The sequence below is a fragment of the Tenggerimyces flavus genome, assembly GCF_016907715.1.
GTDB lineage: Bacteria > Actinomycetota > Actinomycetes > Propionibacteriales > Actinopolymorphaceae > Tenggerimyces > Tenggerimyces flavus.
The window spans coordinates 2,534,785-2,557,602 of record NZ_JAFBCM010000001.1 but is presented as its reverse complement, the minus strand read 5'-3'; the positions used below and the strand labels follow the sequence as shown (position 1 = coordinate 2,557,602).

At 69.2% G+C, this 22,818-nt stretch carries 25 protein-coding genes; 16 read left to right on the top strand and 9 right to left on the bottom strand.

The features are described 5' to 3' along the window. The first annotated feature begins 18 nt into the window (after positions 1-18). Both JOD67_RS11945 and JOD67_RS11940 read left to right on the top strand, forming a co-directional pair. Entirely contained in the window at positions 19-1,386 is a 1,368-nt protein-coding gene (locus JOD67_RS11945; RefSeq protein WP_205117512.1) for a cystathionine beta-synthase, read from the top strand. Next, positions 1,386-2,318, top strand: a complete 933-nt coding sequence (locus JOD67_RS11940) for an SDR family oxidoreductase (protein ID WP_205117511.1) — start codon at positions 1,386-1,388, stop codon at positions 2,316-2,318. The genes JOD67_RS11945 and JOD67_RS11940 overlap by 1 nt, the downstream gene beginning before the upstream one ends. Here the strand turns inward: JOD67_RS11940 and JOD67_RS11935 are convergent. Then, positions 2,250-2,564, bottom strand: a complete 315-nt coding sequence (locus JOD67_RS11935) for an SSI family serine proteinase inhibitor (protein ID WP_205117510.1) — start codon at positions 2,562-2,564, stop codon at positions 2,250-2,252. The two genes, JOD67_RS11940 and JOD67_RS11935, sit on opposite strands and share 69 nt — an antisense overlap. Positions 2,565-2,604: 40 nt before the next feature. Between JOD67_RS11935 and JOD67_RS11930 the strand changes: the two genes are divergently transcribed. Next, complete coding sequence (locus tag JOD67_RS11930; protein ID WP_205117509.1) at positions 2,605-3,243, top strand: SIMPL domain-containing protein; 639 nt, start codon at positions 2,605-2,607, stop codon at positions 3,241-3,243. Between the two features lie 447 nt (positions 3,244-3,690). Here the strand turns inward: JOD67_RS11930 and JOD67_RS11925 are convergent, their stop codons facing one another. Next, positions 3,691-4,935, bottom strand: a complete 1,245-nt coding sequence (locus JOD67_RS11925) for an MFS transporter (RefSeq protein WP_372442326.1) — start codon at positions 4,933-4,935, stop codon at positions 3,691-3,693. A gap of 104 nt (positions 4,936-5,039) precedes the next feature. On the opposite strand from JOD67_RS11925, the gene JOD67_RS11920 reads away from it, so the two are divergent. The 3 genes from JOD67_RS11920 to JOD67_RS11910 all read left to right on the top strand — a co-directional run bounded on the left by JOD67_RS11920 (position 5,040) and on the right by JOD67_RS11910 (position 7,916). Beyond that, the gene (locus JOD67_RS11920) at positions 5,040-6,041 is read left to right on the top strand and encodes an ABC transporter substrate-binding protein (RefSeq protein ID WP_239553812.1); all 1,002 of its coding nucleotides are present in this window, start codon (positions 5,040-5,042) and stop codon (positions 6,039-6,041) included. A gap of 115 nt (positions 6,042-6,156) precedes the next feature. After that, a complete protein-coding gene (locus JOD67_RS11915; RefSeq protein ID WP_307782364.1) occupies positions 6,157-7,155 on the top strand; it encodes a FecCD family ABC transporter permease in 999 nt (332 codons plus the stop codon). Then, positions 7,152-7,916 carry an ABC transporter ATP-binding protein gene (locus JOD67_RS11910; RefSeq protein WP_205117506.1) on the top strand — a complete coding sequence of 255 codons (765 nt, stop codon included), beginning with the start codon at positions 7,152-7,154 and terminating at the stop codon, positions 7,914-7,916. The genes JOD67_RS11915 and JOD67_RS11910 overlap by 4 nt, the downstream gene beginning before the upstream one ends. On the opposite strand, the gene JOD67_RS11905 is transcribed toward JOD67_RS11910, so the two are convergent. After that, positions 7,905-8,633, bottom strand: coding sequence for a hypothetical protein (locus tag JOD67_RS11905; RefSeq protein ID WP_205117505.1), 729 nt, complete (start codon positions 8,631-8,633; stop codon positions 7,905-7,907). The genes JOD67_RS11910 and JOD67_RS11905 overlap by 12 nt on opposite strands. Beyond that, positions 8,626-9,183: an RNA polymerase sigma factor gene (locus tag JOD67_RS11900; RefSeq protein WP_205117504.1), complete on the bottom strand. Its 558-nt coding sequence runs from the start codon at positions 9,181-9,183 to the stop codon at positions 8,626-8,628. The genes JOD67_RS11905 and JOD67_RS11900 overlap by 8 nt, the downstream gene beginning before the upstream one ends. Positions 9,184-9,382: 199 nt before the next feature. On the opposite strand from JOD67_RS11900, the gene JOD67_RS11895 reads away from it, so the two are divergent. Both JOD67_RS11895 and JOD67_RS11890 read left to right on the top strand, forming a co-directional pair. Then, complete coding sequence (locus JOD67_RS11895) at positions 9,383-10,489, top strand: radical SAM protein (protein ID WP_205117503.1); 1,107 nt, start codon at positions 9,383-9,385, stop codon at positions 10,487-10,489. A 14-nt stretch (positions 10,490-10,503) separates the two neighbouring features. Further along, positions 10,504-11,727, top strand: a complete 1,224-nt coding sequence (locus tag JOD67_RS11890; protein ID WP_205117502.1) for an acetyl-CoA C-acetyltransferase — start codon at positions 10,504-10,506, stop codon at positions 11,725-11,727. 126 nt (positions 11,728-11,853) lie between these two features. On the opposite strand, the gene JOD67_RS11885 is transcribed toward JOD67_RS11890, so the two are convergent. Next, positions 11,854-12,711 (bottom strand): phosphotransferase, encoded by an 858-nt coding sequence (locus JOD67_RS11885; RefSeq protein WP_205117501.1) that lies wholly within the window; start codon positions 12,709-12,711, stop codon positions 11,854-11,856. Then, a complete protein-coding gene (locus JOD67_RS11880; protein ID WP_205117500.1) occupies positions 12,698-13,204 on the bottom strand; it encodes a P-loop NTPase family protein in 507 nt (168 codons plus the stop codon). The genes JOD67_RS11885 and JOD67_RS11880 overlap by 14 nt, the downstream gene beginning before the upstream one ends. 986 nt (positions 13,205-14,190) lie before the next feature. Between JOD67_RS11880 and JOD67_RS11875 the strand changes: the two genes are divergently transcribed. From JOD67_RS11875 to JOD67_RS11850, 6 genes are all read left to right on the top strand, one after another. Further along, entirely contained in the window at positions 14,191-14,658 is a 468-nt protein-coding gene (locus tag JOD67_RS11875) for a PPOX class F420-dependent oxidoreductase (protein ID WP_205117499.1), read from the top strand. A 147-nt stretch (positions 14,659-14,805) separates the two neighbouring features. Further along, entirely contained in the window at positions 14,806-15,036 is a 231-nt protein-coding gene (locus JOD67_RS11870; protein WP_205117498.1) for a DUF4287 domain-containing protein, read from the top strand. Beyond that, positions 15,024-16,142 (top strand): epoxide hydrolase family protein, encoded by a 1,119-nt coding sequence (locus JOD67_RS11865; RefSeq protein WP_307782736.1) that lies wholly within the window; start codon positions 15,024-15,026, stop codon positions 16,140-16,142. Before JOD67_RS11870 ends, JOD67_RS11865 begins: the two co-directional genes overlap by 13 nt. A gap of 40 nt (positions 16,143-16,182) precedes the next feature. After that, positions 16,183-17,166 (top strand): glycerophosphodiester phosphodiesterase family protein, encoded by a 984-nt coding sequence (locus JOD67_RS11860; protein WP_205117497.1) that lies wholly within the window; start codon positions 16,183-16,185, stop codon positions 17,164-17,166. 77 nt (positions 17,167-17,243) lie between these two features. Next, positions 17,244-17,615, top strand: coding sequence for a VOC family protein (locus JOD67_RS11855; protein WP_205117496.1), 372 nt, complete (start codon positions 17,244-17,246; stop codon positions 17,613-17,615). A gap of 34 nt (positions 17,616-17,649) precedes the next feature. After that, positions 17,650-18,342, top strand: coding sequence for a helix-turn-helix transcriptional regulator (locus JOD67_RS11850; RefSeq protein WP_205117495.1), 693 nt, complete (start codon positions 17,650-17,652; stop codon positions 18,340-18,342). A gap of 9 nt (positions 18,343-18,351) precedes the next feature. On the opposite strand, the gene JOD67_RS11845 is transcribed toward JOD67_RS11850, so the two are convergent. Continuing rightward, a complete protein-coding gene (locus JOD67_RS11845; RefSeq protein ID WP_205117494.1) occupies positions 18,352-20,442 on the bottom strand; it encodes a calcineurin-like phosphoesterase C-terminal domain-containing protein in 2,091 nt (696 codons plus the stop codon). Between the two features lie 318 nt (positions 20,443-20,760). Between JOD67_RS11845 and JOD67_RS11840 the strand changes: the two genes are divergently transcribed. Then, on the top strand, positions 20,761-21,579 hold the full coding sequence (locus JOD67_RS11840) for a Bax inhibitor-1/YccA family protein (RefSeq protein WP_205117493.1): 819 nt from the start codon (positions 20,761-20,763) through the stop codon (positions 21,577-21,579). A 235-nt stretch (positions 21,580-21,814) separates the two neighbouring features. Here JOD67_RS11840 and JOD67_RS11835 read toward each other — a convergent pair whose 3' ends face one another. Next, positions 21,815-22,189, bottom strand: a complete 375-nt coding sequence (locus JOD67_RS11835; RefSeq protein ID WP_205117492.1) for a hypothetical protein — start codon at positions 22,187-22,189, stop codon at positions 21,815-21,817. A gap of 95 nt (positions 22,190-22,284) precedes the next feature. Here JOD67_RS11835 and JOD67_RS11830 point away from each other — a divergent pair, with 95 nt between their 5' ends. Then, positions 22,285-22,608, top strand: a complete 324-nt coding sequence (locus JOD67_RS11830; RefSeq protein WP_205117491.1) for a hypothetical protein — start codon at positions 22,285-22,287, stop codon at positions 22,606-22,608. Here the strand turns inward: JOD67_RS11830 and JOD67_RS11825 are convergent. After that, a complete protein-coding gene (locus JOD67_RS11825; protein ID WP_205117490.1) occupies positions 22,605-22,811 on the bottom strand; it encodes a ferredoxin in 207 nt (68 codons plus the stop codon). The two genes, JOD67_RS11830 and JOD67_RS11825, sit on opposite strands and share 4 nt — an antisense overlap. Positions 22,812-22,818: the final 7 nt, after the last annotated feature.

Below are 22,818 nucleotides of genomic sequence, written 5' to 3'. Positions count from 1 at the left end.
AGCGATTAGGCTGCCGACGTGCGCTACTACGAGTCGTTGCTCGACCTGGTCGGCAACACCCCGCTGGTCCGGTTGTCCCGCGTCGCCGAGGGCGTCGAGGGTCTGCTGCTGGCCAAGGTCGAGTACTTCAACCCCGGCGGCAGCGTCAAGGACCGCATCGCGCTCCGCATGGTCGAGGGCGCGGAGCAGGACGGCCTGCTGCACGAGGGCGGCACGATCGTCGAGCCGACCAGCGGCAACACCGGCGTCGGGCTCGCGATCGTCGCGCAGGCCAAGGGCTACAAGTGCGTGTTCGTCTGCCCGGACAAGGTCAGCGAGGACAAGCGGAACGTGCTCAAGGCGTACGGCGCCGAGGTCGTGGTCTGCCCGACCGCCGTGCCACCCGAGCACCCCGACTCGTACTACTCGGTCTCCGACCGCCTGGTGAAGGAGATCGACGGCGCCTGGAAGCCCGACCAGTACTCCAACCCGCACAACCCCCGCTCCCACTACGAGGACACCGGCCCGGAGCTTTGGGAGCAGACCGAGGGCAGGATCACGCACTTCGTCGCGGGCATCGGCACCGGCGGCACGATCAGCGGCGTCGGGCGCTACCTCAAGGAGGCGTCGAACGGGAAGGTCCAGATCGTCGGCGCCGACCCGGAAGGCTCGGTCTACTCCGGCGGAACGGGTCGCCCGTACCTCGTCGAGGGCGTCGGTGAGGACTTCTGGCCGACGACGTACGACCAGAAGATCTGCGACCGGATCATCGCGGTGTCCGACCAGCAGTCGTTCGCGATGACCCGGCGCCTCGCCCGCGAGGAAGCCCTGCTCGTCGGCGGTTCCGCCGGCATGGCCGCCGTCGCGGCCGCCCAGGTGGCCCGCGAGGCCGGACCCGACGCGGTCGTGGTCGTCCTGCTGCCGGACGGCGGCCGCGGCTACCTGTCCAAGGTCTTCGACGACGGCTGGCTGACCCAGTACGGCTTCCTCTCCTCCGCCAGCGACGACACCGTCGGCGACGTGCTGCGGCGCAAGTCCGGCACGATGCCGCCACTGGTCCACACGCATCCGAACGAGACGATCGCCGAGGCCATCGACATCCTGCGCGAGTACGCGGTGTCGCAGATGCCCGTCGTCCGCGCCGAACCGCCGATCATGGCGGCCGAGGTCGCGGGCGCGGTGCACGAACGCGCCTTGCTGGACGCGCTGTTCTCCGGCGATGCGCGGCTCGCGGACCGGGTCGAGCAGCACATGTCCACGCCGCTCCCGTCGCTCGGTGCCGGCGAGCCGGTGGCGGCCGCTGTGGCCGCGTTGGAGGGTGCGGACGCGCTGCTGGTACTCGACGACGGCAAGCCGACCGGCGTCCTCACCCGGCAGGACCTGCTCGGCTACCTGGCGGCCCGCTGATGGTCGCCCGCGCCGGCCAGGCGGCGCTCGTCACGGGCGCGTCGAGCGGCATCGGCCGCGCGACGGCGGTGCTGCTCGCCGAGCGCGGCTGGTACGTGTTCGCCGGCGTACGGCGGGACTCCGACGCGGAGCTGATGGGCGACCTGCTCGGCGACTACGGGCAGCCGGTGCTGCTGGACGTCACCGACCCGCGGTCGCTGCTCGAGGCGGAGGTCGTGGTCCGCGGCTCGGGCGGGCTCGACGCACTCGTCAACAACGCGGGGATCGCGGTGGCGGCCCCGCTGGAGTACCTCCCGCTCGCGGACTTCCGGCGCCAGCTCGAGGTCAACCTCACCGGACAGCTGGCGGCGACGCAGACGTTCCTGCCGCACCTGCGGTCGTCCGGTGGGCGGATCGTGTTCGTGGGATCGATCTCCGGGCGAGTGGCGAACCCGTTGCTCGGGCCGTACGTCGCGTCGAAGTTCGCGCTCGCGGGGTTGGCGGACACGCTGCGGACGGAGCTGGCGCCTTCTGGGGTTGCGGTTTCGCTGCTCGAGCCGGGGCCGATCGCGACGGACATCTGGCGGCGCAGCCGTGAGGTCGGCCTGGCTCTGGCGCGGCGGTTGCCGGTCGACGCGCGCCGGCGGTACGGGACGATGATCGAGGCGTTCGAGCAGCTGGCGGGATCCGTCGAGGCACGGGCGCTGCCGCCTCGTTCGGTGGCGACGATCGTCCATCGCGCGTTGACCGCGGTTCACCCGAAGCCGCGCTACCTGATCGGCCGGGAGGCGTGGGTAGGCGCCGCGTTCGCGATGCTGCCCGCGCGGTTGCGGGCGCGGATCATGGAGTTCCAGGTACGCGGCCACGGCGTGCGGCCGCGGCTGTCAGCCGTTCGCCCCGAAGACGGCGGCGAGGGCGTTCCACCGAGCGATCTCCGCGCCGTTCGTCCGTGAGTACTCGGCACTGACGCGCCGGCCCTTCCACTCGCCGACGATCTGCGCGCGATCCGGGCCGCCGTAGATCATCGTGCTGATCGTGCCTGGCGGAACGGGCGCGAACGGATCCCCCTTGGCGTTCTCGAGTGCCGCGATGGCCGCCTGAGCGTTCGGATGCGTCCCGCCTGCGGGATCGTCGGTGAGCTCCCACACCCGCGGCTGCTCGTTCGGCTCGGCCCAGACCGTGATCGTCAGCGCAGTCATGTTCACGACGTTAGCGCGTCGCGAGTGATAGGAAGTCGCCATGACGGATCGACTGGTCGGCATCAGCGTGGTCGGACACGGCAAGGTGTCGGCCGTTCCCGATCTCGTGCTCGTGTACGTGACGGCGAACTCCGAGGCCTCGAGCGCCGCCGCGGCTAACGAGCAGGCCTCCGTGGCGATGCGCGCGATGCTCGCCGCCGCCTCGTCCGCCGGGGTGGCGGACGCCGACCGGCGCACGCTCTCGATGAACCTCTCCTCCTGGCGGCCGGACGTCGGTCGGCCGATGGTGTTCCAGGCGAACCAGCGGCTGCTGCTCCGCCTCCGCGACGTCGCGGGATCCGGCGAGGTCGTGCAGGCGGTGCTGGTCGCAGGCGGCAACAACGCGGGGCTGGACTCGTTCCAGCTGACCGTCGAGGACCCCGCGCCGTACCTCGACCGCGCCCGCGACCTCGCGATGGCCGACGCCCGGCACCGCGCGGACGAGCTGGCGCGCCTGGCGGGACGTGAGGTCGGGTATGTGCTCGCGGTGAGCGAAGGCGTTGGTGGCGTTGGTGGGCCGCAGCCGATGTACCGCTCGGCGAAGTCCTGGGTGGAATCCGGCGACGCCTCTGCGCCCGTTGAGGGCGGCGAGCTCGAGATCGACATGTCCGTGACCGTCGAGTACGCCTGGGCCGATTAGGTCGTGTCTGACAAATAGCGCCGGTCATCGCGCGTAGCGCGATGGCGCGCGGCGCCCGGCTGGGCGTGGTGCAGGAGGAACTCATATTGGTTATATGGGTGACGAGGTGCACCGCGGCCAGGCGGCCTCTGCTGACTTCTGGGGGGTGTCGCGCGCCAGGCGATCTTTGGCAGACACGGCCCAGCCTCGATCTTTCATCCGGCGGTGGTTCGACCCGGCCCGCCCTGGGCCAATGATCATGTATACATGATCATTAGCCCCTTTACGTGGGGTGGACGCCAGGTAGAGCGGCCACTGGCCGGGTAAGGCGACCACGACACGCGTCACCTACGGAGTGCCTTCCCGCTCAGATCACTCGAGACGTCGCAACGCCAACTCTCCCCAGCAGGACAGGCACTTCCGTCTCTCCCAGGCCACTGTCGCCCACCAACACACGAAGTCCCGAGGCTAGCGCCTCGAGAAGTCCCTCGAGCTGGGCACCAGCGCCGCCAGCCCGGGCGCCAGGAAGCAGACCACCGCGCAGAAGCCCAGCACCGCACCGATACCGAACGCCGACATCGCCGGCGCGATGAGCGCTAGGCCGACCGGCGCGAGCCCGTACGAGAGCAGGAAGTCCAACGACGACACGCGCGCCAGCTTGGAGGGCTCGACCTCGCGCTGCGTCGCGGTGAACCACGGCACGTTGAACAGCTCGATCCCCAAGCCCGCAAGCACATACGCGCCGACCACCACGGCCGGATGCACGGGTAGCAGCAACGCGAGCGGCGCGAACCCGTAGCAGGCGAGGGACGCCAACGCCGCCCAGCCCTGCGCTCGAGGCCGCCAGCGCGCGATGACCAACGCGCCGACCAGCGCACCCGCGGTGTAGGCGGTGAGGGCCGCCGCGAGCACCACCTGGGTGCCGTACCGGTCCCGGCTGATCAACGGCAGCGCCACCCCGGTCGCTGAGTAGCCGGTCGCGATCACCGCCGTCAGCGCACCCAGCCCGGCGAGGAACCAGGGATGGCGGCGAGCCTCCCGTACGCCCTCGACGAACTCCGCGACCAGCCCGATGCGCTCGGGCCGAGCAACCTCAGCCGATCCGGACGGCGGGACGAGGGCCGCGATCAGCCAGATGACCCCCATGCCCACGAGCAACCAGGGCGTCCCGACCACCGTGGCCACTAGGGCAGTGAGCGCGGGCGCGACGAGCACGATGACCCTGGTCGCCAACGAGAGCGCGGCGTTCGCCTGTTGCCGGCGCTCACCGTCCACCACCTCGGCCGTGAGCGCCTGGAACGCCGGCCGGCACGCCCCCTGCCCCGCGCCGACGACCGCGGCCGCCACCGCCATCAGCAGCGCGGACCGCCCGAGGCCGAGCGCGACCACCGGCGACCCGATCGCCGCCGCCAGACCCGCCCAGAACACCACGCCGCGACGGGAGTACCGGTCGGACAGCAGCCCGCCGACCGGGACCGCGACGAGGAAGCCGACCGTCCTGGTCGCCAGCACGAGGCCCAGCCCGGCCGGCGTCAGCGTCCGATCGAGGACAGCCAGACCGAGGATGAACGGGAACGCCCAGGTCGCCAGCCCGGACGCCGTCGTGCCCACCCACAGGCGCAGGAACGCCGGATCGCGAAGGATCGAAGGCGTTTTCCCCACTGTGGCGGTTGATCCGGTCACCTGTTGAGACTCCTCGTCGTTGTTGCACACTTGTCGCAGATGCTACCTAGGTGCAGCTTGGCAGCGCGTCCGACATACTAATGAAAACCGTTACCGTTTACACTCTAGGCTGTCATCGTCCTGGGAGGGGCTCCATGCCGTATCGCACACTCGCCGGCGCGCTCATGCTCGCCGTCCTGGCTTCAGCGTGCGGTGGTCCCGCCGAGACGTCCTCGTCGCCGTCCGGCGCGCCGACCGTCCAGCTCGACAGCTGCGGCCAGCAGCTCTCGTTCGAGCAACCACCCGAGCGGGTCGTCACGCTGGACCAGTCGTCGACGGAGATCCTGCTGGCGTTGGGACTTCAGGACCGGATGGCCGGCACGTCGAACCTGAAGACCGAGATCGCGCCGGAGTACCAGGCCGCCTACGCGAAGGTGCCAGTGGTCGCGCCGAAGATCCCGACCGCCGAACAGCTGCGCGCGGCGACGCCGGACTTCGTGATCGGCTCGTTCACCGACTACTACACGAAGGACCGCGTCGGTACGCGCGCGGAGTTGAGCGAGCTCGGGCTGCCGTCGTACGTCAGCGCGGTGGACTGCCCGCAGGACAACAAGACGGGGATGACGCCGTTCGACCTGCTGTTCGCCGACTACGAGAGTTTCGGTCGAGTCTTCGGCGTGGAGGATCGCGCGAGCAAGCTCGTGAAGGACCAGCGTGCGGTCGTCGAGCAGGCGAGCGCAACCAAGCCCAAGGTGACGGACACGCCGACGGTCGTGTGGATCTACTCGGTGTTCAACGGACTGCCGTACGTCGCCGGCGCCACCAGCCTGCCTGCGGAGATGAGCCGGCTGGTCGGGGCGAAGAACGCGTTCGACGACATCGACGAGGACTGGCCGGAGGCCTCCTGGGAGCAGATCGCCCAGCGCGACCCTGACTTCATCGTGCTCGGCGACCTGCCGAAGCGCGGCGCGAAGGGCGACAGCGCCGCCGACAAGCTGCAGCTGATGAAGGAACATCCGACCGTCTCGCAGCTCTCCGCCGTGCGCGAGAACAAGGTCCTGCAGATGCCCGGCATCGAGCTCGACCCGTCCGTCCGTACGGTGCACAGCCTCGGTCTTCTCGTCGACGGGATGAGAGACCTCGGCTATGTCCGTTGACTCGAAGCCGAGACAGGACACGTTCACCGACTCGGTACTCCATCCGCGACAACGCGGAATCCCTGTGGGGGTGGAGGATTCTCAGCCGATTGGTGAACGTCGGTCCGGCCTGTCCGTGGCCTTCGTCTTCGCTCTCGGCCTCGTCGTGCTGGTCCTCTCCGTGGCGGCGTCGGTACGGATCGGCACCACTGACGTCGGGTTCGCCGAGCTCGGTCGCGTGCTCGGCACGCGGCTCGGCCTCGCCGTCGAGCCGTTGCCGAGGCTGGTCGACTCGCTGCTGTGGGACCTGCGCATCCCACGCGTGCTGATGGCCGCGCTGGTCGGGGCGTGCCTCGCGATGTGCGGCGCCGCCCTGCAGGCCGTCACCCGGAACGCGCTCGCCGACCCGTACCTGCTGGGCATCTCCTCCGGAGCGTCGACCGGCGCGGTCGTGGTGGTCGTGCTCGGCATCGGAGCCGGCTCGGTCGGTGTCACCGGTGGCGCGTTCGTCGGCGCGGGAGTGTCGTTCGCGTTGCTGATGTTCCTGCTGCGACGGAGCGGGCTGGACTCGGCGCGCATCGTGCTGACCGGCGTGGTGGTCGGGCAGTTGTTCGCGGCGATCACGTCGCTGGTGTTGATGGCCTCGGGCGACGCCGACACGACGCGAGCGATCACGTACTGGCTGCTGGGCTCGATGGCCTCGGCACGCTGGGACGGCGTCCTTGTGTGTGCAGTGGCGTGCGTGGTCGGGCTGGTCGTCCTGTGGTTGTACGCGATCGCGCTGGACGGCTTCTCGTTCGGCGCGGACACCGCCGCGTCGTTGGGAATCAACGTCCGCGCGACGCGGATCGTCCTGCTCGTCGTCACGGCACTGCTGACCGCGGTCGCGGTGGCGACGGTCGGCGCGATCGGCTTTGTGGGCTTGATCGTTCCGCACGCCGTACGGTTCCTCGCCGGCCCGCTGCACCGGGTGCTGATCCCGCTCAGCGCATTGGTCGGCGCGATCTTCCTCGTGTGGACCGACGCGGTCGCGCGGGTGGCGTTCGCCCCGCAGGAGATCCCGGTCGGCGTGGTCACCGCGCTGCTCGGCGTTCCGCTGTTCCTGCTGATCCTGCGTCGGCGAGGTGAGCTGTGAGGATCGACGTCGAACAGCTCGCCTGGATGGCGGGTTCGACCACGATCGTGTCCGGGATCGACCTCGCGGTGCGGTCGGGCGAGACCGTCGGGCTGGTCGGGCCGAACGGATCGGGCAAGTCCTCCCTGCTCAGGTGCGTCGCCGGGCTCCGTACGCCGACCCGGGGCACGGTGCGCTTCGACAGCGAGGACATCCGCGGCTGGAGTCCTCGACGGGTTGCCCAGCACCTCGCGTTCGTCGAGCAGGCGTCCGACGCCGACAGCGACCTGCGGCTCGGCGACGTGGTGGCGTTAGGACGGACACCGTTCCGCGACCGCTGGCGAGGCCTCAGCCGAGCCGACCGGATCGTGGTCGAGGCCGCGGTCGAACGCGTCGAGCTCGCTGGCTTGGAGGGCCGTGCCTGGAAGACGCTGTCGGGCGGCGAACGGCAACGCGCCCACCTCGCCCGTGCGCTCGCCCAGCAGCCATGGGCAGTCCTGCTCGACGAGCCGACCAACCACCTGGACGTCAAACACCAACTGGCGTTGCTCGAACTCCTCGCCGAGACCGACCAGACCGTGATCGTCGCCCTGCACGACCTCTCGATGGCGGCGCGCTACTGCGACCGGCTCGCGATGCTGCACAGCGGCACCCTGGTGGCCTCCGGAACGCCCGAAGAGGTCCTCACCCCGGGCCGACTGCGCGACGTGTTCGGCATCGACGCCGAGGTCGGCACCGACAGCCTCGGCAACCTGGCGATCGCGTACCGCTCACCGGCCTAGCGACTTGGCGATCGCGGTCAGCTCCTCCAGGGAGCGGTCGCCTTCGAGGCGGTAGGTGATGCCGTTGTTCTGCCAGATCAGGGTCTTCGCGGCCATGCGCGCCGTCTCGGTGCGGTTGACGCCGTCGCGGTCGATGTAGACGAGTGAGTGCGGGCCGTCGATCCAGACGGCGGGCTCGTCGGCGTCGATGTCGATCCACTCGAACGCCCGGTCGCCCACGATCTTCTTGTAGTACGCGTACTCCACCCGCCCGTCGAACGCGTCCAGCCGCACGCCCGAGGCCCACATCAGCGTCACCACGCGGGGTGGGGTGCCGTCGACGATCTGCACGCCGTCCGGCGCGCCGAGCTCCGATGGCACCAGGACATCGAAGCGGGCGGCGGCCCGAGCCTCCTCCAGCGACACTGTCCGCGTCTCGGGCAGCGTGCCCTGCCCGGTCGGCAGCGGCGAGGGGGCGGAGTCGATGCGGATCTCGATGCCGGCGTACCGGAGCAACGAGACGATGCCCGCCCGCACCTCCGGCGACGCGGCGATCGTCACCGACCCGGCGAGCAGCACCAGCGCTACGACCACCAACCAGCGCAGCCGAAGCCACAGCCCGCGCTTGGCGGGCGGCGCCGACAGCCGCGTCACGACCGCGGCGCTCACGTCGCGGGGAAGAGGAACGTCGAGCGAACGGCCCAGCGCACGCAGCTCCGACTCCAGCCGCTCAGCCATCGCGATCCTCCTTCCCCAACGCCTGCTGCAGCCGCGCCAACGCCCGCGCGGTCCGCGACTTCACCGACCCGGCCGGCCACCCGAGCACCTGAGCCGTCTCGGCCTCGCTCAGCTCGAGGAAGTACCGGCACGTCACGGCCTGCCGGTACTTCTCCGGCAACGAACGGACGGCGACCAGCAGGGCCGACCGGCGCTCCGAACTCAGCGCCGTCAGCTCCGGATCGTCCGGCGCGACCACGCCGGAAGGCGTCAACGCCGAAGCCCGCAGGACCAGGCCGTCCAGGCGGCGACGGGAGCGGTGCAGGTTACGGGTCTCGTTCACCACGATCTGCAACAACCAGGGCCGGAACACCTCCCCGCGCCGGAACTTCGCCAAGTGGCGATATGCCTTGATGAACGCCTCCTGCACGACGTCGTCGGCGTCGTCGCCGGCCCCGAACATCACCGCGGCCCGATGTGCGGGCGCGGTGTAGCGGGCGACCAGGGCCGCGTAGGCGTCGAGGTCGCCGTCGAGGGAGCGGCGCACCGCCTCGTCGTCGTCCGTGCTCATTCCTTCTTCGAGAGCTCTCGGCTGTTTTACACGGTGGCAGGTCGATCGGTTCCATGGCAGGATGAACGACATGTAGCGTGCTGACCGGCCTCGCGACCGGTCCTGTGTTGTGCCCAGCACTCTCTGGCTGGGCAGGGCGCGCATCCCCTCGCTGGGCCTTCGGCTTTCCCCCGTCACCACGTAGGAAGTTGACCTAGCGATGTGCATCCAGTTGTTCCCCAATCCGCCCCCACGGACGCGCTATGCCGCCATCGCCGAGCTGCTCAGCTCGCTCGGTGAGCCGGCCTACCGCCTGTCCCAGCTCGTACGTGCCGTCCACCGCACCGGAACCACCGAGTACGCGCAGCTCAGCGCACTCCCCCGCAGGGTTCGCAGCAGTCTGATCGAGGCCTTCGGCCCGACGTTCGCCGACCTGCGGCCGATCGCCCGCCAGTCCGGCGACCAGGTCGAGAAGACCCTCTTCGAGAACGACAACGGCGCTCGCATCGAGACCGTCCTCGCCCGTTACCGCACCGGCTGGACCTCCCTCTGCCTGTCCACGCAGGTGGGTTGCGGCCTCGGCTGTACGTTCTGCGCCACCGGCGCGGTCGGCCTCGTCCGCAACCTCAGCGCCGACGAGATCTGCGACCAGGTCCTCTACCACCAGCAGCAAGGCCCGGTTGACAGCATCGCGTTCATGGGTATGGGCGAGGCACTCGCCAACCCGCACACGTTCCCCGCGCTCGACGTCCTCACTCATCCCGACTACTTCGGCCTGTCCCCACGGCGCATCACGGTGTCAACCGTGGGTTTCGCTCCCGGCCTGCAACGGCTGGTTGACAGCCACCCGCAGGTGAACGTGACGCTGTCGGTGCACTCCCCGTTCCCCGCCGAACGTTCCACGCTGATCCCGCTGGAAGGGCGTTTCCCGCTGGCTTCCTGCCTGGCGATCCTGGACCAGCACGTCGCCGAGACGCGGCGGAAGACGTACCTCGCGTACCTCCTCATCGACGGCGTCAACGACTCGCCCGCGCACGCCACCGCGCTCGCCTCGCTGGTGAACTCACGCGACCAGCCGCGGCTGTTCCACGTGAGCGTGATCCCGTACAACGACGCGGTCGGCGTCACGCCCGCCTACCGACGGCCGAGCGCCGCGCGGGTCGCGGAGTTCCTGCGCACGCTGCGGTCGGCGAACGTCCGGGCGACCCAGCGGCAGCAGTTCGGCGGCGCGCTCGACGCGGCGTGTGGCCAGCTGCACGCGCAGTACCTGTCCTCGGCGCCCGCCCCGGCCGCGGACCGGCGTAGACTCCCCATTACTGCTGGGTAACAAGGAGGGGTTCCATGCCCGAGGCCGTGATCGTCGCCACCGCCCGTTCGCCCATCGGGCGCGCGGTGAAGGGCTCGCTGAAGGACGTTCGCCCCGACGACCTGGCGGCATTGGTGGTGCGCGCGGCGCTGGACAAGGTGCCGGCGTTCGACGCCGCGGAGCTCGACGACCTCTACCTCGGCTGCGCCGAGCCGCACGACGAGCACTCCGGCAACCTGGCGCGGCGCGTCGCCGTACAGCTGGGGCTGGACGGCGTCCCGGCCGTGACCGTGAACCGGTTCTGCGCGTCGAGTACGCAGACCGCGCGGATGGCGTTCCACGCGATCAAGGCCGGCGAGGGTTCGGCATTCGTCTCGGCCGGCGTCGAGTGCGTCTCGCGCTACAAGGCGTTCGGCTCGGCCGGTGTGGATCCTTCTTCGACGCAGAACGCCGTCTTCGCCGACGCGGTTGCTCGTACCGCGAAGACCGCCGAGACGAACGAGACCTGGCGCGACCCGCGACTCGATGGGTTGGTGCCGGACATCTACATCTCGATGGGCCAGACCGCCGAGAACGTCGCGACCTCGCGCGGTGCCTCGCGGGCGGTGCAGGACGAGTTCGGCGTACGGTCCCAGAACCTCGCCGAGGCGGCCACCAAGGCGGGCTTCTTCTCGCGCGAGATCACGCCGCTGACGTTGCCGGACGGGACCGTGGTGTCGACCGACGACGGGCCGCGGTTCGGCACGACGCTGGAGGGGGTCGCGGGCCTGAAGCCGGTCTTCCGGCCGGACGGCACGGTAACCGCGGGCAACTGCTGCCCGCTGAACGACGGAGCCGCCGCGGTCGTGATCATGAGCGACTCGAAGGCTCGCTCGTTGGGTCTCACGCCGTTGGCGCGGATCGTCGCGACCGGCGTCTCGGCACTGTCGCCCGAGATCATGGGCCTCGGTCCGGTCGAAGCCTCGCGGCGTGTACTGGCGCTGGCGGGCATGTCGATCGGCGACATCGACCTGGTCGAGATCAACGAGGCGTTCGCGGCCCAGGTCGTCCCGTCGGCGGAAGAGCTCGGCATCCCGTGGGACAAGCTCAACGTCCACGGCGGCGCGATCGCCTTGGGCCACCCGTTCGGCTCGACCGGCGCGCGCATCATGACCACGTTGCTGAACGGGCTGCAGACGCGCGACGAGACGTTCGGCCTGGAAACCATGTGCGTCGGCGGCGGCCAGGGAATGGCGATCATCCTGGAGCGACTGAGCTAGCGATCCCCAGCTCGCGGCCCGCCCGGGTGATCATGTACGTGATCGTGAAGCCGGACTGGCCTATACGACGTGTTTGCCTTCATGATCACGTACATGATCACGGCGCCGGGCATCTTGCAGCTGGTGCTACCAGACGACGTCGTCGAGGGCCGGCCACGGGGGACCCGCCCGCAGGACGTGGAGGAACGCCACTCCTGATTTTCTGCCGCTCGGGTGTTGGTCGCCGCGACTCCAGCGATGCATCGCGACGATCGCGATCACGATCCCCCTGCACTCGCCGACCAGATCTTGGTCGGCGTCGGGATAGTGCTGGCTGACCTCGCTGGGCACCCAAGCCAGGTCGTACTCGACGGGCCCGTGGGCGGTGTTCTCGAAATCGATGAACAGCGGCCCGTTCTTCGTGTCGAGGAGGTTCCCCGGGTGCGGCTCGCCGTGCAGCAGCTGTTCGGGGGCCTGCCGGTCGACGATTGCTTGGCCCAGATCGCGCAGCGTGTCGGCGAGCAGCGCCCGGTCCGGATCCGCAAGGTCGGGAGTGACGGCACGGCTGGCAACGTCTCGTTGGGTAGCAGCCACTCGATCCATGACGTGCGGCGTCGGGACCTCGATCCGCCGCAGGCCGGCGTGAAGACGTGCGAGCGCCTGCGCGTACTCGGCCGGCGGAAGCGTTCGAGACGGCACCGGTTCGAAATACGCCCACATGGCGATCTTGAAGCCGTCCCGCACGAAGACACGTGGTTCGACCCGAGCGTCGAGCCCGGCGACCGGACCGTCCAGCCGCGCCAGCCGTCGCACGAGGTCGACTTCTTGTTCCGCGCTGGCGAAATGCGTTATGGGCGCGACTCGCGCTACGACGTCGCAGGGCGTCAGCCGGATGACGAGTCGGTTGGAGTCGCTGAGAACGATCGCGTCGTCGACGGCCAGGCCGAGTTCTGAGGCGAGCGACATCGCCGCAGCCACCGCACGCCGCACTTCACTTGCTTCCATGTCCGTGTCCCTTCCCGTTGAGGAATTCCTTGATCGCCCGTTTGGACATGAGTACGTGCCGGGACGCGTGTTGCCCATGCTGGGCAATGATCGCGAGCTCGGCTTCGAGGTCCGAGCGCCGAGTACGCCAGATGGCCGGGATCAGGCGCCATTCATCGCGCAACCGTTGCCAGGCCGAGTACTCACATCCTTCTGGCAGTTGGTCTGGCATGCGGAGGCCGCGCAGCAACGCGCGTCCCGCACACCGCCACCACGGCGTGGCGAGGACCACCACGGTGTCGGCGCGTTCGAGCCGGAGATCGAGCGTCTCGGTGTAGTTGCCATCGGCGATCCACGCGTCGCCGGCAAGGAGGCCGCGTTGTTTCTCGCGCCACTCGGCCTCCGACGGTTCGGTCCAGCCGGCCTTCCAGAACTGGAGGTCCAGATGGATGAGCGGTAGGTCGAACTTGACCGCAAGTGCCCGGGAGAACGTGGACTTCCCGGATCCAGCCATCCCGGTGACGACGATGCGGGTCCCGGGCCCAGAAGACCTCACCGTGCACGCACCGACGGTTCGCCCAGCGGATTCTCAGGCAGGCGGGGCTCAGTCAGGGTTGGTCGTGGTCGCTGGCGGAGTCGCCAGCGATGGTGGCGCGATACTCGCGGATATCGACGCTCGGCCTCTGCCTGAGCTTCGATCCGCAGCAAGAGTTGAACTTCGTGGGGGTACATGACACCTTCGCAGGGTCGCAGCGGCAAATGACCTTCTGCGACACGGCAGGCTCAAGGGCGGCTACCGGGCATGGCTCCCCGCGATCAGGAAGCTCCCGGCAGCATCGCAGTGCTGCCTATCGACGCAGCACGCGACGACACGTCCGTACCTACCGTGTCAGCGCGTGCCCCACCGGCCGGGTAGGTCGCGATGCACCCGACCCCAGATGCCATCCGTCATGAGCAGCCTCTCCTACGACAGTTCAGGGGGGATTCTAACCAGCCTCTGCCGGCGAAGCCCGCATCCGACATATCAGCGCAAGCCCGCCCCAAGCTCGCCGGGACCGGAGGCGACACGCGCGAACTGGCAGGCAGAGCCGTCGATTGTTGCTTACCGTGATGGAAACCGCGGCAGTCGACGAGGGAGGTCGAGATCCGTGAACATCCGGTACGGCTACACCGTGCACGCGTGGACGAACGGGATTCCGCGATGTGACGTGGTGGTCCGGGGCGAAGGCGAGCCGTCCATGGAGGAAGTCACTTGCGCGGCCTGCCTGTTGCTGGCTCCAGACGATTCCGTCTGGCTCAGCACCGCGTAGGCCGTATCTGGCAAATAGCGCTGGTCATCGCGCTCCGCGCGATGGCGCGCGGCGCATCGCGCCCGGCTGGGCGTGGTGCAGGAGGAATTCATAGTTTGTCCTATGGGTGACGACGTGCACCGCGGCCAGGCGGGATGCGAGGTGTCGCGCGTCAGGCGATCTTTGGCAGACACGGCCTATGGTCGGGGACATGAGTCCCCAGATCGCTACCGAGACCAAGCTGAGCCGCGCCGAGGTGCTCGAGTTCCTGCGGCCGAGGCACCGCGGCATCCTCGCGACCACGCGCCGCGATGGGCGGCCGCAGTTGTCTCCCGTCACGCTCGGCATCAGCTCGAACGACCGCATCGTGATCTCGACGTACCCCGAACGCGCGAAGGCCCGCAACGTCCGGCGCAACCCGGCCGTCAGCCTGTGCGTGCTGTCCGACGGCGGCGACCCGTGGATCCAGGTCGACGGCACCGGACGCGTCCTCGACCTGCCCGCCGCGATGGACGGCCTGGTCGACTACTACCGCTGCATCAGCGGCGAGCACCCCGACTGGGACGAGTACCGCGCGGCGATGGAACGGCAGGCCAAATGCCTGCTGGAGATCGACATCGAGAGCTGGGGACCGCAGGCACAAGGAGGCTTTCCCGCACGCTTGGTAACGGCAGATTGAACCCCTTCCGACCATCGCACGCTCTGTAGAAGTCCAGTGACTGTCCGTAGATTGAGCGGAGGGGTTGCGAGTACGCCGTTCGTCAGGCACGCTCGTTCCATGGTTCGACTCTGACCGGTCCTGACCCCGATCTCTGGGAGGCCCCCCATGGCTCTACACCACTCCGAAGAGACACATCAGAACCTCGTCGCGCGGATCCCCCACGCGACCGGACGTGAACTCCCTGAGTGGTTCAAAGCCATGGAAGCAGGACCAACGTTCCTACGCTTCGATGACCGGGTGAACTGGCTGCGCGACGAGTACGGTCTCGCGCACGGACACGCGACGGCGATCGTGCACGAGTCGGATCTCCAGCGCGCACAGCGCTGCTTCGACTAGAGCGTCTGAGCCACTCTTTCGAGTCCTTCGAGATCGCGGTCCCCGAGGCCGCGATCTCTGACCTTCACGCCCGGCTGGCGGCCACCCGCTGGGCTTCGGAGTTGGCGGGCGTCGGCTGGTCGCGCGGCGTCCCGGTCGACTACCTGCGCGGGCTCGCCGACCATTGGGCGACGGCGTACGACTGGCGTGCCTGGGAGCAGCGGCTCAACGCGTACCCGCAGTCCCGCACGACCATCGACGGGCAGCCGATCCACTTCCTGCACGTCCGGTCGCCGAACGAGGACGCGCTGCCGCTGATCCTCACGCACGGCTGGCCGGGCTCGGTCGTGGAGTTCCTCGAGGTGATCGAGCCGCTCAGCGACGAGTTCCACCTGGTGATCCCGTCCCTGCCCGGCTTCGGCTTCTCCACGCCGCTGTCCGGCCCGGGCTGGAACCACGAGCGGATCGCCCGCGCCTGGGCCGAGCTGATGGCGCGGCTCGGGTACGAGCGGTACGGCGCCGCGGGCGGCGACACCGGCTCGCTCGTCTCGCCCGACCTCGGCCGCGTCGCCCCTGAGCACGTCGTCGGCGTCCACATCAACGGCGGCCTCCGCTCTCCCGAAGGCGCGGAGGAGCTGTCTCCAGAGCGGGGGGCGTTCGCGGAGTACGTACGCGCCGAGGGCACCGGGTACGCCGCGGTGCAGTCGACCCGCCCGCAGACCGTCGCGTACGCGCTCACCGACTCCCCCGCAGGCCTGCTCGCCTGGCTGGTGGAGAAGTTCAAGGAGTGGACCGACCCGGCGCACGAGCTGCCCGAGGACGCGATCGACCGCGACCACCTGCTCACCGACGTGTCGCTGTACTGGTTCACCGAGACCGCGGCGTCGTCCGCGCAGCTCTACTACGAGGTCCGGATGGCCGAGGCGGCCGGCGTCGACACCTCGATCTCCGGCGTCCCGACCGGGGTCGCGGTGTTCCCGACCGACCCGGCGATCCGGCGGCTGGTGGAGCGCGAGCACAACGTCGTGCACTGGTCGGAGTTCGACCGCGGCGGACACTTCGCGGCCATGGAAGCAGCGGACCTGTTGGTCGCTGATCTCCGGGAGTTCTTCCGTTCGTTGCGCTGAGGCGGCACGCTGTCTCTCAACGTGAACGGGAGGCACGCACATGAAGATCCTTCTGCGGTTGGCGATCGTGGCCGGCGTTGTCGCTCTGACGGCCGGCACCCAGTCCGCGTACGCGGCCCCGACGAACCCCTGGCTCGACCTGCGCGTCCTCAACATGGCCCACCAGGGCGGAGAGAACGAGGCGCCGTCCAACACGATGTACGCGTTCAAGCGCGCCGTCGCGCTCGGCGCGAACGTGCTCGAGCTCGACGTCCACGCGACGTCCGACGGCGAGCTCGTGGTGACCCACGACGCGACCGTCGACCGGACGACCGAGGGCACCGGCCGGGTGCGCGACAAGACCGTGGCCCAGGTGCAGGCGCTGGACGCGGCGTACGAGTTCGTGCCCGACCGCGGCACCGTCGCGGGGCTGCCGCCCGCGTCGTACCCGTTCCGCGGCGTCCGGACAGGCGCGGTCCCGCCGCCGGCCGGCTACAGCGCGACGGACTTCCGCGTGCCGACACTGCGCGAGGTGCTCGCGGCGTTCCCCACCGTGCCGTTGAACATCGAGATCAAGGGCACCAGCGACACCGACGTCGCGTCGTTCCTGCGCAACGCGGGCATCCTCGCGACCGTCCTGAAAGCCAAGGGCCGGACGGACGTGATCGTGGTGTCGTTCAACGACGCGGCGGTCGCTCAGTTCCACCAGCTCGCGCCGAAGATCCCGACCGCGCCGGGGATCGTGCGGACGCTCGCGTTCGTCACGCTGGGCATCTCGCCGCCGGCGGGCACCGCGGCCCTGCAGCTGCCGGTGGAGTACGGCGGACTCAAGATCGCGACGCCCGCGGTGGTCAAGCGGGCGCACGCGAGGGGGTACGCGGTGCACGTGTGGATGAGCGGGCAGCCGGAGTCCGACGCGCTGTACGGCCAACTGGTGGACATGTGCGTCGACGGGATCATGCCGGCGTTCCCCTCCCGGCTGGAGGCGGTGCTCGACGCACGGAACGTCGTGCGGCCCGGGCAGCCTGGCGAGGATCCCTGCTGAAACACCGACATAGGGCTGTCGCGTAGGCCGTCGAAGCTCTTCTCATCGGTTCGAAACACCTTTGAGAAGGAGCATTCATGAGCAACGACACTGTGACGTGGTTCGAGGTCGCGAGCGACGACGCCAAGGCCACCGAGGAGTTCTACGGCGAGCTGTTCGGCTGGACGTTCGCGTCCGACCCGAACTCGGCGGCCGAGGGGATGGACTACCGGCTGATCTCCTACCGCGGCGCGCAGGCCCCGAGCGGCGGCTTCATGGTGACCGGCGGGCAGCTGCCGAACCACGCGGTGTTCTACGTCCAGGTCGCCGACATCAAGGACGCCTGTGAGCGGGCAGAGAAGCTCGGCGCCACGGTCGTCCACGCCTCGCCGGACTCCTCGACGCCGTTCGCGTACCTGAAGGACCGCTCCGGCAACCAGTTCGCCATCTTCACGCCGGGGTCGAAGTAGCGGGTTGTCGGTGGGCGGTGTGACACTGCGGTCGGTGAACAAGACCGAGCGCATGTACGCCGTGGTGGAGGAGCTGCGTGCCGTGGCGCCGCGCGCTCGCAGCGCCTCCTGGCTGGCGGAGCGCTTCGAGGTGTCCGTACGCACGATCGAGCGCGACCTGTCGGCCCTGCAGCAGGCGGGCGTGCCGATCTGGGCGACGAACGGGCGGCGCGGCGGCTACTCGGTCGACGCGGCGATGACGCTGCCACCGTTGAACTTCACGCCCGCCGAGGCGGTCGCGATGGTCGCGGCGTTGGCCCTGGCCGGCCCGACGCCCTGGTCGGACGCGGCCCGCAGCGGGCTGGCGAAGATCGCGGCGGCGATGTCGGACGCGGACCGGCGTTCGGCGGGCGAGCTCGTGCAGCGCGTCCTGGTTCCCGAGCAGGCCGACGCCGGCGGCGGCATCCCGGGGATCGTCGGGCAGGCGCTGGCCGAGCGGCGGGTGCTCGAGATCGACTACACCGACATCAAGGACGCCGTGACCAGCCGGGTGATCGAGCCGACGGGCTTCGTCTCGGTCAACGACGCCTGGTACGTGATCGGCTGGTGCCGGCTGCGAGAGGCGTACCGGGTGTTCCGGATGGACCGGATCAGCGCGGCGGTGGCCCGGATGGAACGAGCGCCGGAACGCCCGCCGGTGGACCCGCACGGTGACATTCCCACCACCGTGCGGGCCCTTTCCATGTGACTGGTTGCTCTAGCGAGGCATGCCGTTCTCGACCCGGGCGGAGGTCTCCGCCGCCGTCTCGGTCTCCCAGGGCTCGGTCCGCCAGAACTGCGGCGGCCGCTGCTCGCGCACCTCGAAGATCATCTCGTCGCTGAACTTCTGTCCGTACCGGTCCTTGAACCAGATCTGGGCCACGTGCGTCCCGATCTCCAAGCCCACCGGCATCTTGACCCGCCACAGGTGGCTGGACTTCTCTGCGATGTACGACGGCGACCCGCTCTGCGGCACGCCCGGCCCGGCCTTGTCGCCGCGCCCGGTCTCGAAGCCCTGCGCCCGCGGGTTGCCCGACGTGCTCTGGAACCCGTACCGCGCGACCTGCAGCTGCCGCACCGCCGAGAACGGGTCGGCGTAGTCCACGCCGAGCTTGATCGCCTCGCCGTTGCCCTCCTGGGTACGCGTCAGCGCGAACGGCTTGCCGCCGTCGATGCTCACGTTCACCTTGGAGTCCTTCGTGCTGTTCCACACGTTCGCGGTCAGGAACACCCCGGACTCGAGGTCGGCCGGCGTGAACAGCTTCAGGTCGGCCAGGTCGTTGAAGTTGACCGGAGGCACCTTGCCCGAGGTCGGCGGGTTCTCGGCCGTCCACGCGCGCAGCTTGGTGAACCACTCGCGGAACTGCGGGGTGTTGAACGACAACCACATCTGCAGATCCGGGTCGAGCCCGGATCCGTAGAACGTGTCGACGTACTTGGGCCCGTCGAACTTGAACACGTGATACCCACGCGGCTCGCCCAGCCGCGAGATCGTCTCGGGCACGCCGTTGATGTCGAGGTCACCGGACCACCAGGCGCCTGACGGAGCACCGGCGACGATGTGGTGGATCGGCGCCTTCTCGACGCCCACCGCGCCCTTCCAGCCCTTGTACGACTCGCCGGGGATCATGTTCTCCAGCGTGTGCGTGTGGCCGGACAGGTCCAGCGCCGGCCGACCCTCGAGCAGCTTGTAGATCGCGTTGGCGTTCGCGGTCTGGTGCGGCAGCTGCTCGTTGTCGATGAACGACACCAGCGGCACGTGGTGGTTGAGCACGACCAGCTTGTTCTTCGGCACCCGCGCCAGGTCGTTCTTCAGCCACTCCAGCTGCTGGTCAGCGACCCGGCCAGCGTAGTTGCTGTTCGGGTTCTTGCAGTTCGGCGGCAGGTCCTCCGCTGTGCAGGGGTAGATGAGGTTGTCGATCACGACGAAGTGGACCTCGCCGATGTCGAAGGAGAAGTACGGCGGGCCGTACTCACGCCGCCAGGTGTCGGCCGCGTCGGCGTCGCTCTTGGCGTCCCAGTCCATGTCGTGGTTGCCGTACACGTAGTACTGCGGCAGCCCGAGGACGCTCATCATGTCCTTGAACCGGGGCAGCAGCCCGAGGTCGTCGCCGACGACGTCGCCGAGGATCAGCATGCACTCGGTCTTCGACAGGTCACTGCCGACGAGGTCCTTGGTGACGGTGTCGCGGACGTACCCGACCTCGTTGTTCGAGTACGGCTGGGTGTCGCCCATGATCGCGCAGTCGAACTTCTTGGTGACCTTCGTGGGCACCATCGGGAAGTTGATCGCCGCCGGCAGCGGGCCGGTCGGCGCCAGGCCACCGAACCGCAGCTTCGGCGATCCGGCGGGCTTGTGCTGGTACGACATCTGCGGGATGCCGTCCTCGTCCAGCGGTACGGCGTAGTTCGCCGGCTTGGTGACGAACACGCTCATGTCAGCCAGCGCCGGCAGGGCGTACCGGCCGTCGCGGTCGGTCGTCGCGACGTCGCGACCGTTCGCGACGGTGACGCCCTTGATGCCGGGCTCGCGGAGCTGGCGTTTGCCGTCCCGGTTGAGGTCGTGGAAGACGACACCGGACACGGTCTCGGTTTCGGCCTTGGAGTGTTCGGCCGCTGGCACCACCTGCACCTTGCCGACGTAGTCAACCTGGGCGGACGGCTTGAGCCGCGACTCCGGCGGGCGGGCCGGGTCGCTCGGCAGGGCGGCTGCTGCGTTGGGGGCCGGAGCGGCGACGGCGGTCGCCCTCGGCTCGGCGAGCTGTGCCCCCGCGGCGACGACGCTGAGCGCTCCGGCGGCGATCAGCACGACACCTACCTTGCGGAGTACTGCATGTTGGGGTCTCAACACGGCTGTTCCTCCCTCGAGGTTTGACGCCCGAAGCAAAGAGCCGCCAGGTGACAGCCGTCTGACGTACACCCGACATTGGACCGAACGACCCCTTCTCCGCCGGAGTTGGCCATCCGGGGCGTCTTGTCCGTTTTGCCCTAGTCTCGGGAACGAACGACGCGGGGAGTTCGTCGTTCGGAATGACGACAGCCGCTTTACCTGTTCATTACCATTGCCACACTGCTCCACCCACCAAGCACCGCCCGTCCCGCCACCAGGCGGAGGAGGACCTCGAGGATGCACAGCAAGAACCCCGTCTTCGCTCGGAAGGACGGCGCCTTCAAGAGCGCGGGCTACGCCGCCCAGGCGCAGGGCATGTCCGCCGACCAGCTTCGCGACATGTACACGGCGCCGTCGTACCAGGGACCCCAGGGCGCCAAGGGCGCGATGACGATCGACGACGTCGTCGCGCGGACCGCGATGACGCTCGGCACGGTGATCCTCGTCGCCGGCGCGACCTGGTACTTCACCAACCCCAACGGCCTCTACCTGATCGGCGCCGCGCTGGTCGGGCTCGGCATCGGCTTCTTCATCAGCCTCAAGCACGTCACGAACCCGGCGGTGATCCTCGGGTACGCGGCGGTCGAGGGCATCTTCGTCGGCCAGGCGAGCGAGCTGCTCGACGCGTACGCGTCCCGCGGCCTCGGGTCGAGCGGCATCGTGCCGCAGGCCGTCCTCGGCACGCTGTGCGCGGCGGCCGGCATGCTCGCGCTGTACAAGTTCCGCGTGATCCGGGTGACGGGCAAGTTCAAGCGCTTCGTCATCGGCCTCACCGCGGGCTTCTTCCTGCTGGTGATGGCCAACCTGGTGCTGAGCCTGTTCGGCCTGAACCTGGGTCTGTCCGGCCTCGGCGGCATCGGCCTGATCTTCGCGATCATCGGCGTGGCCCTGGCGTGCTTCAACCTGCTGCTCGACTTCGACTACGTCGAGCAGGGCATCAAGTCCGGCGCCCCGGAGAAGGACGCCTGGTTCGCGGCGTTCGGCCTCACGGTCACGATGGTGTGGCTGTACATCGAGCTCCTGCGCATCTTCGCCATCCTGCGCGGCGACGACTAGCCACCTGCTGACGAACGTGCCTGGATGACTCCCCAGTGGCGGCAAATGATCATGTTTACATGATCATTTGCCGCTCTACCTGGGTTACACCCCGCGTAGAGCACCCACTCGCCAGGTAAAGCGGCATCGGCGCCCCGTCCACCAATACCGCCGACTTACGCCACAGGTCCAAGCCACCTGGTTCTCTGCAGCTCGCAAGAGAGCCCGGTCGTCACCACCGGGGCTTTGCTCTGCGTCAGTGCTCGTCAGGCGGGAGGTAGTTCCCCTCGAGGACTTCCTTCCGCGGGCCGGGGCCACCGCGGATGCCGTACGAGTCGAGCACCAGCTCGGCGGTCTCGCGTGGGCCGAGCCGGTCGAGTCGGCACCACATGCTCACCCGGAACCGGTACGTCCAGATCACCGGGAAGTCCTCGCGCCGGTTTACGAGCGCCTGCTCGGTGTCCATATCTCCGGTCCACACCTGCAACAGCTCGTGCCCGTCGTCGTCCCACCGCAGCCGAGCGAACGGATGCCGCCCCACGTACCAGGCCGGCGATCCCTCGTGCGCCTCCCCGAGCAGAGCGCGCGGCAACCGTTCGGCGAGCGCGCAGACGTCTGACCAGGCCGTCATGGGCTGACGATAGCCCGATCCTCGCCTGGGCCGCCTCTGACCACGGTCGGACGGACCGCGGTCCGATGCGCACGGCGCCCGGAATCCTTCCACGCATGAAGCCCCTTCTTCGTCTCGCGACGCTCGCGGTGGCCCTCGCCGGTACGGTGTCCGCGCTCGTCGCCCCGCCCGCGTACGCCTCTCCCCTGGCCTGGGGCCCGTGCCCGGACGGCGGCGGCACGGTGGGCATCGAGTGCGCCACACTGCGCGTGCCTGTCGACTGGAGCCGCCCGACCGGACGCAAGCTGACGTTGACACTGGGCCGGCTCCGTTCCGACGGCGACCGCCCGGCCAAGGGCTCGGTGCTCGTGAACTTCGGCGGCCCGATCGGCATCAGCATCGAGGCGATGCGGAGAGTGCTGAGGCAGTTGACGTACTAGCGCGCCGGCTCGCGTTGGACCATCGCGAGCGCTCCGGACGGGCAGCGTTCGACGGCTTCACGAATGCGCGTATCAGAGTCGGCGTCGGGGTCGGCGACGAGCAACGTCACCACCCCGTCGTCGTCCTGGTCGAAGATGTCCGGCGCCGTCAACACGCAGTTGCCGGACCCGATGCAGACATCGCGATCGACCTCGAGACGCATGACCGAC